The organism is Veillonella ratti, from assembly GCF_003992115.1.
In the GTDB taxonomy this organism is placed as follows: Bacteria; Bacillota; Negativicutes; order Veillonellales; family Veillonellaceae; genus Veillonella_A; species Veillonella_A ratti.
Genome location: NZ_RQUX01000013.1, coordinates 16271 through 32924, shown reverse-complemented (window position 1 = coordinate 32924; position 16654 = coordinate 16271). Strand labels below are relative to the sequence as shown.

Annotated in this window: 11 protein-coding genes; all 11 read left to right on the top strand. The window is 46.7% G+C overall.

The features are described from left to right. Positions 1-182 precede the first annotated feature (182 nt). The 11 genes from EO124_RS06780 to EO124_RS06730 all read left to right on the top strand — a co-directional run bounded on the left by EO124_RS06780 (position 183) and on the right by EO124_RS06730 (position 16647). Complete coding sequence (locus EO124_RS06780) at positions 183-770, top strand: shikimate kinase (RefSeq protein ID WP_021842521.1); 588 nt, start codon at positions 183-185, stop codon at positions 768-770. Beyond that, positions 736-1695, top strand: coding sequence for a 6-phosphofructokinase (pfkA, locus tag EO124_RS06775; protein ID WP_021842520.1), 960 nt, complete (start codon positions 736-738; stop codon positions 1693-1695). Before EO124_RS06780 ends, pfkA begins: the two co-directional genes overlap by 35 nt. A 155-nt stretch (positions 1696-1850) precedes the next feature. Then, the gene (locus EO124_RS06770; RefSeq protein ID WP_127058883.1) at positions 1851-2927 is read left to right on the top strand and encodes an efflux RND transporter periplasmic adaptor subunit; all 1077 of its coding nucleotides are present in this window, start codon (positions 1851-1853) and stop codon (positions 2925-2927) included. Between the two features lie 11 nt (positions 2928-2938). Then, positions 2939-3781, top strand: a complete 843-nt coding sequence (locus tag EO124_RS06765) for an ABC transporter ATP-binding protein (RefSeq protein WP_241230684.1) — start codon at positions 2939-2941, stop codon at positions 3779-3781. Continuing rightward, positions 3774-4988, top strand: coding sequence for an ABC transporter permease (locus EO124_RS06760; protein WP_021842517.1), 1215 nt, complete (start codon positions 3774-3776; stop codon positions 4986-4988). Before EO124_RS06765 ends, EO124_RS06760 begins: the two co-directional genes overlap by 8 nt. A gap of 99 nt (positions 4989-5087) precedes the next feature. Continuing rightward, positions 5088-5540 carry a PaaI family thioesterase gene (locus EO124_RS06755; RefSeq protein ID WP_127058882.1) on the top strand — a complete coding sequence of 151 codons (453 nt, stop codon included), beginning with the start codon at positions 5088-5090 and terminating at the stop codon, positions 5538-5540. 381 nt (positions 5541-5921) lie between these two features. Further along, positions 5922-6944 carry a phenylalanine--tRNA ligase subunit alpha gene (pheS, locus tag EO124_RS06750; protein WP_021842515.1) on the top strand — a complete coding sequence of 341 codons (1023 nt, stop codon included), beginning with the start codon at positions 5922-5924 and terminating at the stop codon, positions 6942-6944. An 11-nt stretch (positions 6945-6955) separates the two neighbouring features. Continuing rightward, on the top strand, positions 6956-9400 hold the full coding sequence (gene pheT / locus EO124_RS06745; RefSeq protein ID WP_127058881.1) for a phenylalanine--tRNA ligase subunit beta: 2445 nt from the start codon (positions 6956-6958) through the stop codon (positions 9398-9400). A gap of 241 nt (positions 9401-9641) precedes the next feature. Then, positions 9642-11915: a U32 family peptidase gene (locus EO124_RS06740; RefSeq protein ID WP_127058880.1), complete on the top strand. Its 2274-nt coding sequence runs from the start codon at positions 9642-9644 to the stop codon at positions 11913-11915. 145 nt (positions 11916-12060) lie between these two features. Beyond that, positions 12061-14436 carry an endonuclease MutS2 gene (locus EO124_RS06735; RefSeq protein WP_127058879.1) on the top strand — a complete coding sequence of 792 codons (2376 nt, stop codon included), beginning with the start codon at positions 12061-12063 and terminating at the stop codon, positions 14434-14436. A gap of 81 nt (positions 14437-14517) precedes the next feature. After that, a complete protein-coding gene (locus EO124_RS06730) occupies positions 14518-16647 on the top strand; it encodes a transglycosylase domain-containing protein (RefSeq protein ID WP_127058878.1) in 2130 nt (709 codons plus the stop codon). Positions 16648-16654: the final 7 nt, after the last annotated feature.

The window sequence follows — 16654 nt, the reverse complement described above, 5'->3', positions numbered from 1 at the left end:
TTTTCATCTAAACCTAAACATTTTATTAACTTCTTTAATTCCTATTCGTTTTATACTTTTACTAAATGCCGCGATGTAGTAGAATAGAATCAAATGGGTATCGTACATAATGAGAATGGAGTAACAGGTAATAGTTCGTTGTGATTATGTATGACACAATCTGTAATAGGCGGGATTAAGTAATGAAACGAAATATAATTTTAATCGGCACCATGGGGAGCGGCAAGAGTCATTTGGGACGCAATTTGGCGGAAGCTAAAGGTTGGCAGTTCGTTGATACGGATCGACTTTTGGAACGGCGCTATAATTTGCCCATAGCCGAAGTGTATGAGAAGCTGGGCGAGAAGCTCTTTCGTTCGGCGGAGCGTGAAATTTTAAAGAAAGTTTGCATGTATCATGAGTGTATTATTTCCGTAGGTGGTAATTTTCCCCTTGATGTACGGACGGTACGATATTTACAGCGGTATGCGTATATTATCGGTATTCGGGCTTCTGAATATCGCATCGTGAAGCGGGTGAATCGTCGTATTGGTAAACGGCCGACCATGGATTATGATGATGTGGCGGGCTTTGTAGAAACGATGATGCAACGCTGGAAACCGGTGTATAAGAAGTGTGATTGTGTCATAGATACGACGTATGGTCGCACTGAAAATTTAATTGATTCAATCCACGAAACGTTAGCACGTGAAGGTGTGGAGTTCAAAAAACGACGTCCTATGGGGGTAGAGCAACATGAAAAATATTGCGATTCTAACGAGCGGCGGTGATGCGCCGGGCATGAATGCGGCGGTGCGGGCCTTGGTACGTAAAGGGATTTACGAAGGTTTACACGTCTATGGCATTAGCCGCGGTTTTGAAGGGCTTTTAAAAAATGATTTTGAATCTTTGAATCGCCGTGATGTAGGGGCTATCGTTAATCGTGGCGGCACGATGCTCAAGACGGCTCGTTGTACGAAGTTTAAGGAGCTGGAGAACCAGGAAAAAGCGGCTCAGATTCTTCGGGACCGTGAAATTGACGCGCTCGTTGTTATCGGAGGTGACGGCTCTATGGCCGGTGCCATGGCGCTTGCCAAACAGGGGATTCCCACAATTACGATTCCCGGCACTATCGATAACGATATGTGCGGTACGGAGTATACCATTGGTTTTGACACGGCCCTTAATACGGTGGTTGATGCGGTTAGCAAGATTCGTGATACCACGACGGCTCATGACCGTGTAGCCATCGTTGAAGTTATGGGGCGCAGTGCCGGCCATTTGGCGGTGCGTGCCGGTCTTGCCTGTGGTGCCGAAATGGTGCTTATTCCCGAAAAGCCCATGAGTCTTGATGAAGTGTGTGATCAGCTTCGTATTTCCCATAATGCAGGCAAAACGAACAGCATCATCATGGTGGCCGAAGGGGCGTATCACAGTTTTGAAGTGTGCGGTTATATTAATAAACACCTCAATATTTCGCCGAGTGTTACCGTACTCGGTTATTTGCAACGCGGCGGGTCGCCGTCGGCTCGTGATGCGGCCATGGCGGCGCTCATGAGTGAAAAAGCGATTGATGCTCTCCTCGAAGGTAAGAGTAATTGTTTGACCGCTGTTTTAAACGGCAAGATTGAAATGGTGCCGTATGAAGAAGCCTGCACACGTTGTTATCCTATCAGTGAATCGGAATATGAGCTGATTTCGGTATTGGCTCGATAGGTTCATTAAGCACTCATTAGTGAAACCTATAATTATTATCGATTATACATATGAGCTGAAAAGCCCTTCTTTGCCGTATAGTCGAGAAGGGCTTTTTAATTATATGAAAATTGAGAGACCTGATTATTTTGTCTTTAAGTAAAGGAGTTAAGCACATGTGGCGGACAAAGAAATTTTGGGGGATCCTCATCCTCATATTACTGGTCTTGGGTGGCGCTTTTTATTATTTCAAAACAAAAGATAACACACAAGCGACCTCGTATACGACGGGGAAAGTAGAGCGGGGGAATATTGCCTCGGTTATTACTTCGACGGGTACTATCAACCCGACAAATTATGTAGATATTTCCACTAACGTGGCCGGCATGTTGGAACAGGTTTTGGTTAAAGAAAATGATCATGTAACGGCCGGTCAGGTGATTGCTACCATCGATGCCCGTCAATTACAGGCAACGGCTGATGATGCACGAGCTACGCTCGAAAATTCCAAAAATGATTTAGATCGTTACAGCACCTTGGTCGCGCAAGGGGCCATTCCGCAACAGACCTATGATACAGCCCTCATGAATTACCAGAAGGCTCAGGCTGCTTATGATCGGGCGGTAGCTAATTTATCCGATACGACCATTACATCGCCCATGGACGGTACGGTTATCGGTACGCCGTTAAAAGCGGGTCAGACTATCAGTACCGGGATTTCCACGCAGATGATTATCGCTACGGTTGCTGATTTGAGTAATCTTGAGATTTATTTGACCGTTGATGAAACAGATATCGGCAGTGTTAAAAAAGGTGCTCGCGTAGATTTCACGGTTGATGCTCATCCGGGCAAAACCTTTACGGGCTATGTCAGCGATATTGCCTTGGGGACCAAGGGTAATATGGGGACTACCAGCAGCAGTGTAGTGTACTATACGGTTAAGGTAGCCATTTCGCCGAGTGATGCTTCGAATTTCTTCCCGACTATGACGGCTCGTGCTACGATTTACGGCGATGAACGGACTAATGTATTGGTTGTGCCGTTGGCCGCCGTGCGTACCGATAAAGTGGGCGAATACGTGTATGTAATTAAAAACGGTAAACCGGAACGAACCAGTGTAACAACCGGTCTTACCGGCGAAACGACGATTGAAATTGCCAAAGGTTTAAATGAAGGCGATGAAATTGTTGTCAGTGGTGATGTAGGTTCCTCGTCGTCCAAACAGAGTAACTCCGGCGGGCCTATGTTCTAGGAGGAATGCAGATGAAACAAGCAGTCATTTCACTGGAAGGAATCACCAAGACTTATGTTAACGGTAAACTGGTAGTGCCGGTACTACACGGCATTGACCTCAATATTTATGAGGGCGAGTTTACTTCCATCATGGGTCCATCCGGTTCGGGGAAATCCACGTTTATGAATATTTTGGGCTGTTTAGACAGACCGACTTCAGGTTCCTATAAATTGGACGGCGAAGAAGTGGCCACGTTGAGTGATGATGAGCTCGCCTTCGTGCGCAATAAACGAATCGGCTTCGTTTTCCAGAGTTTTAACTTGTTGCCGAAGTTAACGGCCCAAGATAATGTGGCGTTGCCTATGGTCTATGCCGGTGTTCCCAAAAAGGAACGCAAAGAACGGGCCGCCTATCTTTTGGATTCGTTGGGGCTCGGTGAACGGCTCGACCATTTACCGGCGGAACTCTCCGGTGGTCAGCGTCAGCGTGTGGCTATCGCCCGTGCTTTGGCTAACGACCCGTCCATTATTATGGCCGACGAACCGACCGGTAACTTGGATTCCAAGTCCAGTGTTGATGTAATGAATATTTTTACCAATTTATATAATGAAGGGCGTACCATTATTTTGGTTACCCATGAACCGGATATTGCTACCTTTGCGAGCCGCAATATTGTGCTCCGCGACGGTTATATCGTAGAAGATAAGCAAAATCCGAATATGGCCGGCCTTCAATCGGTACAGGCTCCTACTGAATCGGTAGCCGTGTCGGCAGCAACGGAACAAAAGGCGGTTAAGTCGGTGATATCGAAAACTGTCACGGAAAAAGTAAATACGGAACAAACGAATAAAGGAGGGACGTCACATGTATAAAGAAGGCTTTTTGATGGCCTGGGCGTCCTTGGTGGCCAATAAGATGCGTTCGCTCCTTACCATGCTGGGGATTATTATCGGTGTAGCTGCGGTTATTGCCCTCGTATCTATCGGTTACGGTGTGCGCAGTCAAATACAGGACTCCATCTCCAGTTTGGGCAGTAATTTGCTCATGGTGTATCCGGGCGCGCCGCGGACGCCGGGCGTTCGGCCTACGGCGGATTCGCAGAAAACGCTTAAGCTTGAAGATTATACGACCATTTCCCATTTGCAGGATATCGATATGGCGTCGCCTGTATCGGCGGGCAGTTCGTATGTGGTTATTTATACGAATAAGAACTGGACGACCAGTGTTAACGGGGTCAATAGTGATTTCCAATATATTAACAATTGGACGGTTAAGTCCGGTCGTTTCATTACGGCGTCTCAGGTGGAACGGCGCGAACGTGTGGCCGTTATCGGGGCTACGGTAGCAACGAACTTATTCGGCACGGAAGACCCGGTGGGCAAGGATATTCGTATTAAAAATAATCCTTACAAGGTAATCGGCGTACTTGAAAGTAAAGGTTCCGGCAGTTTCGGCAATGACCAGGACGATGTCATCTACATTCCGTATACCACGGGGATGGAACGTTTGCAGGGTGTCGATTATTTGCGTATGATTTATATAAAAGCAAAAGACGGCGTGGATCTTGATCGCTTACAGACGGACGTAGAAAATATTTTGCGTGTACGCCATAATATTAAGAATCCGGAACTCGATGATTTTAACGTTCGTAATATGGCGACCATTATGGCGACCGTAGAAGAAACAACGGCTACGATGACCTTGTTCTTAGGTGCGGTAGCAGCCATTTCGCTGGTTGTCGGCGGTATCGGCATCATGAACATTATGCTCGTATCCGTTACGGAACGTACCCGTGAAATTGGGGTGCGTAAGGCTTTGGGGGCTACATATCGCGTTATCGTTATGCAGTTCCTCATCGAAGCGGTGGTAATCAGTCTTGTGGGCGGTGCCATCGGCATTCTGGTGGGCATCGGGGCTTCTAAGTTAATCGGTGCTTTGACGAGCATGAAGACGGTTATCTCCATGGGGCCGATTCTCTTATCGTTTGGTTTCTCCATGGCTATCGGCCTCGTATTCGGTCTTTATCCGGCCCGTAAGGCGGCTAAGTTGAATCCGATTGATGCTTTACATTATGAGTAATAGGTACAGTACATTGTCCCTAAAAAGAAAATGTACTGATTGCATACTGTTTATTTGATGCATTGCGCTGTAGAATAAATCACGGAAGGGAGTGTAGTGGTGAGTAAAAAACAAGGAATGCGTACGTTAGTTGATTTTTTTGACAAAATGTGTCATGAACATACTTTTGATTGGTCAAAGTATACTCGTGTAACCGGTGGCGATCCCGGTCATTTGGAAATACTGTTTGACACGGATGCAGTGAGACACGGTAATTTTATCGGCAATGTGCACGGTGGTGTCTACATGAGCCTCGCCGATACGGTTATGGGTGTATCTTGTTTTACCTTGGGTAAACGAGTGGTAACGCTTGAAATGAAAGGAAATTTCATCAAAGCTGTTAAAGCGGGTGAAAAACTGCGCGCCGTAGGCAATGTAGAACACAACGGCAATCATACTATGGTCACAACAGGCCGTTTATACAATACGGTGGGCGACCTTGTGTATATGAGTACCGGTACATTCTATGTAATAGACAAGTTTGACATGCCGGAACTTCCTTGGCGTGTGTAAAGCGTTTTACGTGTAAATACTTTTGACAGAATGCGTAAGAGTTGATATACTTACACATAGATTAATAAAAAACTCAGTCGTACCGGCGTTTTTCAAAGTTGCTTTTTAGGTTTGACGGATGCATTGGCATGACGAGTAGACATTACGGCGATGACAAAATCGGCGTTGCATAGGTGTTTTTCAGAGAGTGAAGCATTGGTGGGAGCTTCATAAATGCGATGCAAAGAGCCTTTCCTTTTGGAGCCATGGATTGAACAACGAGTAGATTCATCGTGAGACCGCGTTAAGGTTATTGAGTACTAATTAGGGTGGTACCGCGAATGTTATACCTTCGCCCCTTGCCGGGGCGGAGGTTTTTTTTGTTTTAGGAGGTTGTGACGGATGGAAGAATTATTAAAATCCCTGAAAGCGCAAGCGGCCGAGCTTATTCAAAAAGCTACCGATTTGCAAGCTTTACAAGATGCCCGCGTTAAATATTTAGGTAAAAAGGGCGAAGTAACCGCATTATTAAAAGGTCTCGGCAAATTATCGGCCGAAGAACGGCCACGCATGGGCGCCTTGGTAAATACGGTGCGTCAGGAATTGGAAGCTATGATTGATGATGTGCAGGCAAAATTGGAAGCGGAAGTGTTGGCTGCTAAATTGGGCGCTGAAGAGATTGACATTACCTTGCCGGGCCGTGCAACGCGCCAAGGTCATGTACATCCGCTGACAGCCGTTAACGATGAAATTGAACGGTTTTTCATGAAAATGGGCTACACCGTTGCGGAAGGTCCTGAAATTGAAAGCGATTATTTCAACTTTGAATGCTTAAATTTGCCGGCTGACCATCCGGCTCGCGATATGCAAGATTCCTTCTATATTACGGATTCTGTATTGCTTCGTACCCACACTTCGCCGGTACAGGCTCGTACGCTTCAGAGTCAGGAACCGAATAGCCCTGTACGCATGATTGCACCGGGCAAAGTATATCGTTGGGACTATGATGCCACTCACTCCCCGGTATTCCATCAGGTGGAAGGTCTCGTAGTGGATAAAGGCATTACGTTTGCCGATTTGAAAGGTACCTTGGAATTGTTCTTGCGCCACATGTTCGGCGAAGAAACAAAAGTTCGTTTCCGTACCAGCTTCTTCCCGTTCACGGAACCGAGTGCAGAAGTTGATATCTCCTGCTGTATGTGCGGCGGTGAAGGTTGCCGTGTATGTTCCCATACGGGCTGGCTCGAAATCCTCGGCTGCGGCATGGTTCATCCGAATGTGTTGACCATGAACGGCTACGACCCGAACGAAGTGCAGGGGTTTGCCTTCGGTATGGGTGTTGAACGTATTGCGATGCTCTTGTACGGCATTGGCGATTTACGTTTATTCTATGATAATGATATGCGTTTCTTGAAGCAGTTCTAGGAGGTACGACGATGAAAGCTAGTTTAACATGGATGAAGGACTATGTTCCTGTAGACACAACGAAACCGGCTCAGGAACTGGCCGATGTATTAACGCAGGCAGGGATTCCGGTAGAAGACGTTATCTTGATGGATCCCGGTTTGAAAAAGATTTTTACCGGTAAAATCACAGAAATTACAAAACATCCGGATGCTGATAAATTGCAGGTTTGCCAGGTTGCTTGTCTTGATGACAAAACGGGCGAAGAAATTACGAAACAAATCGTAACGGCAGCAACGAATGTGGCTGTTGGTCAGGTGGTACCGGTGGCGTACCATAAATCCCGTTTGGCTGACGGTACGGAAATTAAAAAAGGTAAACTTCGCGGTGAAGTATCTGATGGTATGTTCTGTTCCGTAGCGGAATTGGGCATTCCTAAAGATATGGTTATGCCGGGCGAAGGGGAAGGTATCTACATTTTGCCGGAAGGTACGCCAATCGGCATGGATATTCGTGATGCGGTAATGCTCAACGATACTGTCTATGAATTTGAATTGACCCCGAACCGTGCGGACTGCTTCTCCATGATCGGTTTGAGTCGTGAATTTGCGGTTTTGACAAAAACTCAGAATACGGAACCGACCGTTAAAGTGAATGAAAACGGCAATGCCGTGAACGATATGGTGAAAATCGGCATTGATGATGCTGAATTATGTAGTCGTTTCATGGCGCGCGTTATCAGCAATGTTAAAGTGGGACCGTCCCCATTATGGCTCCAGAACCGTTTGCGTAACGGTGGTATTCGCCCAATCAATAATGTGGTAGACGTAACAAACTATGTTATGCTCGAATACGGCCAACCGATGCATGCATACGACTACGATAAAGTAGCCGGCCATCAGTTGACGGCTCGCGCTGCTAAAGCTGGTGAAGTGTTAAAGACTTTGGACGGCACAGATCGTGAATTGACAACGGATATGCTCGTTATTGCCGATGCTAACGGCCCTGTAGGGGTTGCCGGCGTTATGGGCGGTCTTGATAGTGAAGTAACAAATGAAACGACTACGATTATCTTGGAAGCTGCTGTATTTAAAGGTTCTTCCGTTCGTCGTACCGCTCGTGCGTTGGGTATGCGCAGTGAAGCATCCGGTCGTTTCGAACGAGGTGTCAATGCGGAATACTCACCGGTAGCCCTTGACCGTGCGGCTCAGTTGTTGCAGGAATTAATGGAAGATATTACCGTAGCTAAAGGCGTGGTGGATGTATATCCGGCTCCGGCTGAAGCTCGTACTGTATCTTTCACGGTTGCCGCGGTTAACAGCTATTTGGGTACCGACATTTCTGCCGAACGCATGCAGGAAATTTTGACCACCTTGTCCTTCACTTGGACTGAAAAGGGTGATGAAATTACTGTTGGTGTTCCATCCTGGCGAGGTGACGTAACGGTTATGCCGGATATTGCGGAAGAAGTAGCTCGTATTTACGGTTACGATTTCATTCCTAACACGACTCCATGGGCCAACCTTAACAGCGGTACCATGAGCGATAAGAAATTGCTTACGAAAGCAATCCGTCAGACTTTGGTAACGCAGGGTCTCAGTGAAATTATTACGTTCAGCTTCATGCATACGGACAGCCTCAAGAAATTACTCATTCCGGAAACGGACAGCCGTTATCAGGCGGTGCCTATCTTGAACCCGATTACGGAAGAATTCCCGGTAATGCGTACCACCTTGATTCCAAGCATGCTTGATACGGCGGCACGCAATTTGGCACAGAAAAACCATGATTTATGGTTATTTGAAGCCGGTGCGGTTTACGAACCGAAGGCCTTGCCTATTACTGAACTTCCTGTGGAAAAATACCATGTAAGTGGTTTCATGATGGGCAAAACGACGGATTTGCAATGGGCACAGCCACAGCGTGATACCGACTTCTACGATGTGAAAGGTGTGCTTGAAGCGGTTCTTAAAGAACTTCGCATTGAAGCTACGATTGAACGCTCCAAAGAAACCTATCTCCATCCGGGCGTAAGTGCTCAGTATGTTGTAGATGGCACTGTTATTGCTACGCTTGGTGAAGTGCATCCGCAAGTAATGAAAGCTTATGATTTACCGGGTAAAGCGTATCTCTTTGATATCGACGTGACGGCTATCTTAGGATTGACTCGTGGTCAGCTTCGTTACCAAGGTATCAGTAAGTTCCCGGGCACCGCTCGCGACCTTGCCATCGTGGCACCTAAGACGGTGTCTTCCGAAGCTATCAGCCAGGTCATTTATGAAAAAGGCGGCCAGTATTTGGAACGAGCGTTCGTATTTGACGTGTATGAAGGGGCTCACATCGAAGAAGGTCATCGCAGCTTAGCTTACAATTTATCCTTCCGTAGCAATGAAGGTACTTTGACGGATGAAGATATTCAGCCGGCAATTGACGACATTTTGGCTGCGTTAGCTGAATTGGGTTGCAAATTGCGCTAATAGGAGAGGCCTATTTGACTATTGTGCCAATGCAGGTCTCAATTGGCTACTAGGGCGTCAAATGGCGCTAACAGTTGCAATTTGTCTCAATTAGTAGTAAAATACATTAACTGATTAAATAATTAATAAGCCGCTATATTGTGCGATGGCACAGTATAACGGCTTATTTTGCCATATTTTTTAAAGAATGTGATATAATTCTATATAGAAATATGGCGAATTGTGTCCTTAAGGAGGGCGTATGGAATTATTGGCACCGGCAGGCACGTCGGAAAATTTTTTAGCAGCTTTAGAAGCCGGAGCTGATGCAATTTATTTAGGCGGCAAGGCTTTTAATGCGAGAGCGAATGCAGCCAATTTTGAGATAGAAGAGTTGGCTGAAGCGGTTCGCTTGGCCCATTTGTTGGATGTATCCGTATTTGTTACGGTGAATATATTAATCGGTGATACCGAATTAAACGACTTAAAAGAATATTTGCGCGAGTTGGAACGGATCAACGTGGATGCCATTATTGTGCAGGATTTGGCGGTAGCCGAACTAGCAAAACGAGTAGCACCGAAGCTTCATTTGCACGCCAGTACGCAGCTGACGGCCACTAACATGGGAACGGTACGCTTCTTGGAACGCATGGGTTTTACCCGTGTTGTGTTGGCTCGTGAAATGAGCTTGGAAGAAATTAAGACAATTTGCCGCGAAGCGAAGGCGGAAATTGAAGTTTTTGTTCACGGTGCTCTTTGCGTATGCTATTCCGGTCAGTGCCTCATGAGTAGCTTTATCGGCGGTCGCAGTGGTAACCGCGGTGCCTGTGCGCAACCGTGCCGTTTGCCCTATGAACTTATCGATGGTGAGGGCAAGGTTATAAATACTGAAGACGAAGCGTATATCATGAGCCCGAAGGACCTTAATTACAGTGAGCACATGGCAGAACTTTTGGAAGCCGGTGTGGCTTCTTTCAAGGTAGAAGGACGCATGAAAAAAGCGTCCTACGTGAAAGAGGTTATCGGCACGTATCGTCAGATTATCGATAGAGCGGGGCAAACCTTGGCTGAAGACCAAGAACATTTGACGGCCGGCTTTAACCGCGGGTTCTCCACAGCTTATTTGGAAAATCGTTCCGGTCGTGAAATGATTACCGCTGTGGCTCCCGGCAATCGGGGGAAGCGTATTGGTCCATCCGATGAAGGCCCAAAGAAAACAGTTTGGCAGAATTTACAGGAATTTGGCCGTAAGTATGATGTGCATGCCTATTTGGATGGCCAGGAAGGTTCTGAGCCGACTTTGACACTTTTGATGGATGACGGCACCTCTGTTACGGTTAGCGGTGACTATGTGGTGCAACGGGCGCATAAAACACCGACCGGTCATGAAAAAGTTTCGGAACAGATTGGTCGTTTAGGTACGACGGTGTTCCGGTTGGCTTCTTTATATATGCCGGAAGAACCGTTTATGTGGCCATCCAGTGTGCTCAACCAGATGCGCCGTGATGCGGTTGCCCGCTTGGAAGATATATTGTTGGCAAAACACACTAAGGCCATGGCTGAGGTGTTAACACGCATCGAAGGTGCCATTGCAGCTGAATTTAAGGATAGACCAAGTTATAAGAGTATGATGGTGCGAGCCGGTAAAGCTACTCATAGCGTTAAGGCCGGGTCCATGCCGATTGTTTCGGTGCAGCTTGATGAAGAATGGCAATTAAAACCGGCCATTGAAGCGGGGGCGCAGAAGATTATTTTCGGCGGTGACCGTTTGCAGCGCAAACCGTACAATTTAGATGTATATAATCGCGTGGTAACTATTTGTCGTGAGCATCAGATTCGTTGTGTATTGGCAACGCCGCGCATCGTTCGAGAAAGTGAAATCGAGGCTTATCGCCCAACCTTAGAAGCGATAATCGCGGCTAAGCCGGATGCCATCAGCATTCACTTTTTAGGGGCTTTGGAATGGCTCCAAACGATGGGATATAAAGGCGAAGTGGAAGGCGATAGCAGTTTGCAGCTGTTCAATAAAGAAGCGGTGCGTGAAGTAGCCGAATTAGGTCTTTCAAGCGTTGTACTTTCCCAAGAAGCCACTTTACGTCAAATTGCGACCATCATTCGTCATAGCTCTATGCCCATAGAATGTGTTGTTCACGGGCTTACGGAGCTCATGATTTCCGAATACTGTGTTATCAGCAGTTTTGCCGGTACCGGTTGTAAAGCCAATTGTCCGGCCCCTTGTTTGAAAGACTCCTATCGCTTGCGTGACCGCATGGGCGAGGAATTTCCGCTTCGTACAGATCCCTATTGCCGTATGCATATCATGAACAGTCGCATGCTCGATATGCGCGCGTACATTCCGGATTTGGTAAAAAGAGGCATTGCGATTCTTCGCATTGACGGTCGTCAGCAGTCTAAAGAATGTCTGCGTGATACGATTGGCGCTTATCGCGGTATTTTGGCACACACCTTACCGGTACCGCCTAAGAATGAGTCTTTGCCGATTACACGGGGACATTATTTTAAAGGCATTTTTTAGAGATTTTTAAACATAGATTTAAATATTGCCAGGCAAAAAGCTGCCGTTGCAGTATACGGTGGCGCAGCAAGATTTTATGGCAATATATGGGGCCAAAGTAGTCAATCTTTGGCCATGTGATTACATAGGAGGGATTGTATTACCTATGAACAGTGAAAAACTGTTGGATTTTGATGTGATTCGAGAACGATTGGCCGCCGAATGCAGCTCTAAAGTAGCCAAGGAAATGGCCATGGAGTTGGAGCCTTTAACGGATCCGATTGCCATTAAAACGGCTCTCGATGAAACGGTAGAAGCGGTCAATTCGCTAAATACCGAAATCGAACAACCGATTGGCGGCACCCGCGATATTCGTGAAGCTTGTGCCAAAAGTCGCAAAGAAATTATTTTGACTCATGAAGAATTATGGGATTTATATACCACATTGAGCGCGTATAAGCGTATGTATGCATTTTTTCACAGCAAATATGCGAATTATCCGCTCTTATCATTGTGGATTCAGGATATGCATCGTCATGACGGCTTAGAACGCAAGTTTGAGCGTGTTTTTGACAAAAAAGGTAATTTAATGGATTCTGCATCGCCTAAATTGCAGCATTTACGCTCTACCATTGTGCGTACGAAAGACCGCATCAAGAATGATTTGCAGGCGATTATGCACGATCCGAACAACCAGAAGTATTTCCAGGAGGCTATCGTTACGCAGCGTAATAATCGCTACGTAATTCCGGTTAAACAGGAATATCGCTATGCTTTCGAAGGTTTGATTCACGACCGTTCGGCTACCGGTGCGACACTCTATATTGAACCGATGCGCCTTGTAAATCTGAACAATGATTTGCAGGAAGCGGAATTGGCGGAAGAGGAAGAAGTGCGCCGTATTTATCGGGAATTGTCGCAGGCAGTTCGCAAAGACAGCAATACCTTGATGGATGCCTGTGAACGCGTGTCCCATGTGGAATTCGTGTACGGTAAAGCTAATCTGGCGATAAAGATGAAAGCGGTTCCGGCCGAACTTAGCGGGGCACGGGAAGTAAAACTCTTAAATGCTCGTCATCCGTTGATTCCGGCCAATGTGGTAGTGCCTACGACGATTACGTTGGGGACGGCCTATCGGATTCTGCTCATTACGGGCTCAAATACAGGCGGTAAAACCGTAGCTATGAAGACGTTAGGCCTTTTGAGCCTCATGAATCAGGCCGGCTTATTTATTCCGGCCGAAACAGGCTCTATTTTACCGATTTTTAATAATATTTATGCCGACATCGGTGATGAGCAGAGTATTGAAGCTAGCCTCAGTACGTTCTCCGCTCATATGACCCAGGTCGTAAAGATTTTAAAAGTAGCCGGCGCCAAAGACCTGGTGCTCCTTGATGAGTTGGGGTCCGGTACGGATCCGGAAGAAGGAAGTGCACTGGCTGTTGCTTTACTCGAATACTTCCGTAAACGGGGACCGCTCATGATGGTGAGCACCCACTATAATGAATTGAAACGGTATGCGTACCATACGGATGGCATAGAAAACGGACATGTGGAATTCGATGAACGCACATTGCGGCCCACGTATCGACTTCATATCGGTGTGGCCGGCAGCAGTCATGCCTTGAGTATTGCCGCTCGTCTCGGCGTGCCCCGTGAAGTCATCGACTATGCTAAACAGGCTCACGAAGGTTCCGCTAATCGCGATATGGAAGCGGTACTCAGTGATTTGAACGAACAATTGCGTCGCAATCAGGAGCGGGAACGGGCACTCAAGAAGGAACTTGATGAAGCACGGCGCATGCGCACTCAGGCTGAGCGTGAAAAGAAACAGGTTAATGATCGCCGTAAACAGATTTTGGCAAAAGCTCAAAATGAAGCGCAGCAGCTTAAACAATCCATTCGTGTCGAAGGGGAACAGATTATTAAAGAATTAAAATCGCAGTTTTCAGAAACGGATAAGGGCAAACGGCAAGATGCCATTACGAAAGCGCGTAAAGATATATCCGGTGTTAATGTGCCTGAATTGGAACAGGAACGTCGTACGCCGGTGAATGTAAAAGAGTTGAAAGAAGGGCAGACTGTATTCGTGGTGTCCTTAAATGCAGTCGGTACGGTAGCAGCCGTGCAGGGCAAGCGTATTCAAGTGAGCGTTAACGGCTTAACCGCTAATGTAAAAGCCACCGATTTGGCCGTCGCCAGCCGCGAAGAGACTAATAATTTACGCCGCAAGGAAACGGCGGTACAACCAAAACCGCGTAAACGCGCCGGCGGTTCAGCCGTGGAACGTCAGAAACATGCTACTACTGAGCTTAATGTTATCGGTCAGACTGTGGATGAAGCAAATCAGAATGTGAGTCACTTTATCGACCAGGCGCTGATGGCGGGTATCTCCCCGGTTCGCATCGTTCACGGCAAAGGCACGGGTGCTTTAAGAGCCGGTATTCATCAGTATTTGAAGACATTGCCGCACATCAGTCGCTATGAAATTGCCGGCTATGATGAAGGCGGGGCCGGGGCTACTTTGGTGTATTTGAAGTAGCACGGTCTTACTGATACCATATGTAGCATAGTTATGCTATAATAAGCTATATGACTTATTATTCGTAATGAGAGGTGTCGTATGAGTTTACAAGGTTCGTCTCAAAATGGGCGACAAACACGACGTAGAACGACGGCGACTAAACCGCCCAAGAAGAAATCGCCAATGCGTCGATTCCTTTGGATTGTGGGTATTTTAGTATTCCTTATAATAGCCGGAGCCGGTTGCGGCTTCATTGGTGCCACCATGTCCGATTTGCCGGAAGTGGCCAATGTTAAACCGGCTGCTTCGTCGCAGATCTACGATGTGCATGGCAATTTGATTACAACTGTCCATGCTACTGAAAACCGGTTACCGGTGAAGTTATCACAGGTTCCGAAAGATTTACAAAATGCATTTATTGCCACTGAAGATAATCGTTTCTACAGTCACCATGGCGTTGACCCTATCGGGATTATGCGTGCTATTTGGGTTAATATTGCCCATGACGGCGTGGCCGAAGGCGGTAGTACTATTACGCAGCAGTTGGCTCGTAATGCGTTTTTAACCCAGGATCGTACGTTAAAACGTAAGATTATGGAAGCGATGTTGGCCATTCGTATTGAGCAGTATTATACGAAACAGGAAATCCTCGAAATGTATTTGAATCAAATATATTTCGGTCAAGGTGCTTACGGTGTACAGGCAGCAGCCCATGTATACTTTGGCAAAAATGTTCAGGATTTAGATTTGGCACAATCGGCTATGCTCGCCGGCTTGCCGCAAAGTCCTAACTATTATTCGCCGCTTACCAATTACAAAGCGGGTAAAGCTCGTCAGGCTGTTGTTTTGGGCCAGATGGTTAAATATGATTATATTGACCAAGCTACCGCAGATAAGGCGAAAGATGAAGATTTGGGTCTTCGTGAAAAATCCGAAGCCGCTCACAGCGATAACAATGCTTCGTACTTTATCGACTATGTTATTTCTGAAATCGCTGAAAAATACGGTGACGATGCTGTCTATAAAGACGGCTTGAAGATTTACACAACCATTGATATGAAGGCACAGGATGCAGCGGTTCAAGCTATGCATAATTTGCCGAACTTCTATACGGACGACAAAGGCTTAACACAGCCGCAAGGTGCGTTAATTGCGATTAATCCGCATAATGGCTACATTGTAGCCATGGTTGGCGGTCGTGGTGACGACTCCTTTAACCGTGCCGTATTGGCTGAACGTCAACCCGGTTCTGCATTTAAGCCATTTGTTTACTTGGCAGCTATTCAGGATGGTATGACGCCGGGCACCGTTATGGACGATAAGAAAATCGAATTTAATGGTTGGAGTCCTAAGAACTATGACGGTACCTATTCCGGTCAAATGACCTTGCGCTATGCCTTGCAACATTCCGTTAATACTATTGCCGTACAGCTTGCTGATGCGGTAGGAATGCGTAAAGTTCTTAATTTGGCAAGCAGCTTAGGTCTTACGACTTTAGATGACTCTAAAGATAATAACTTGGCTGCCGCGTTAGGTGGTTTGACTAATGGTGTGAAACCGATTGATATGGCCGTAGCCTATGGTACTTTGGCTAATGGCGGGGTTAAAGTTAAACCGGTTGCCATTACTAAAATCGTAGACCGCAATGGTCAGGTAGTGGAAGAGAACAGTACTGAAGAACAGCGGGTAGTAGATCCTAAATATGCCTATGTTATCACGAATATGCTTGAATCCGTAATGTCCGGCGGTACCGGTGGCGGTGCAGCTATCGGGCGTCCGGCAGCCGGTAAAACAGGGACTACTGATGAATCAAAAGATGCTTGGTTTGTAGGCTATACGCCTGATTTGGTAGCCGCTGTTTGGATGGGCGATGACTATGGTATTGAGACATTGGATGGTATCACCGGTGGTACCGTTCCGGCTGTTATTTGGCGCGATTTTATGTCCGAAGCCCTAAGTGCTATGGAAATTCCGTCCAGTGATTTCACAGTTCCGCCGGGAGCAGCATCTATTGCTAACCAAGGCTATGCGCCGGTGGCTCCGAAGGTAGATCCGAAAGATAAAGATAAGGACAAAAATAAAAAAGATGCTAAGGATAAGGACGATGCTACTGTAGAAAGTACTGACAATTCGGCAGAAAGCGGTTCCGATTCTGATAGCGGCAAATCCGGATCCGGCAGTTCCCGTAGTTCCGGTGGCGGTGCGTCTAAGTCCGGTAAAAGTGAATAATTAATTT

Coding starts and splice junctions, on each gene's coding strand:
- EO124_RS06780 (WP_021842521.1), top strand. CDS start 183: ATGAAACGAAATATAATTTTAATCGGCACCATGGGGAGCGGCAAGAGT.
- pfkA (WP_021842520.1), top strand. CDS start 736: ATGAAAAATATTGCGATTCTAACGAGCGGCGGTGATGCGCCGGGCATG.
- EO124_RS06770 (WP_127058883.1), top strand. CDS start 1,851: ATGTGGCGGACAAAGAAATTTTGGGGGATCCTCATCCTCATATTACTG.
- EO124_RS06765 (WP_241230684.1), top strand. CDS start 2,939: ATGAAACAAGCAGTCATTTCACTGGAAGGAATCACCAAGACTTATGTT.
- EO124_RS06760 (WP_021842517.1), top strand. CDS start 3,774: ATGTATAAAGAAGGCTTTTTGATGGCCTGGGCGTCCTTGGTGGCCAAT.
- pheS (WP_021842515.1), top strand. CDS start 5,922: ATGGAAGAATTATTAAAATCCCTGAAAGCGCAAGCGGCCGAGCTTATT.
- pheT (WP_127058881.1), top strand. CDS start 6,956: ATGAAAGCTAGTTTAACATGGATGAAGGACTATGTTCCTGTAGACACA.
- EO124_RS06740 (WP_127058880.1), top strand. CDS start 9,642: ATGGAATTATTGGCACCGGCAGGCACGTCGGAAAATTTTTTAGCAGCT.
- EO124_RS06735 (WP_127058879.1), top strand. CDS start 12,061: ATGAACAGTGAAAAACTGTTGGATTTTGATGTGATTCGAGAACGATTG.
- EO124_RS06730 (WP_127058878.1), top strand. CDS start 14,518: ATGAGTTTACAAGGTTCGTCTCAAAATGGGCGACAAACACGACGTAGA.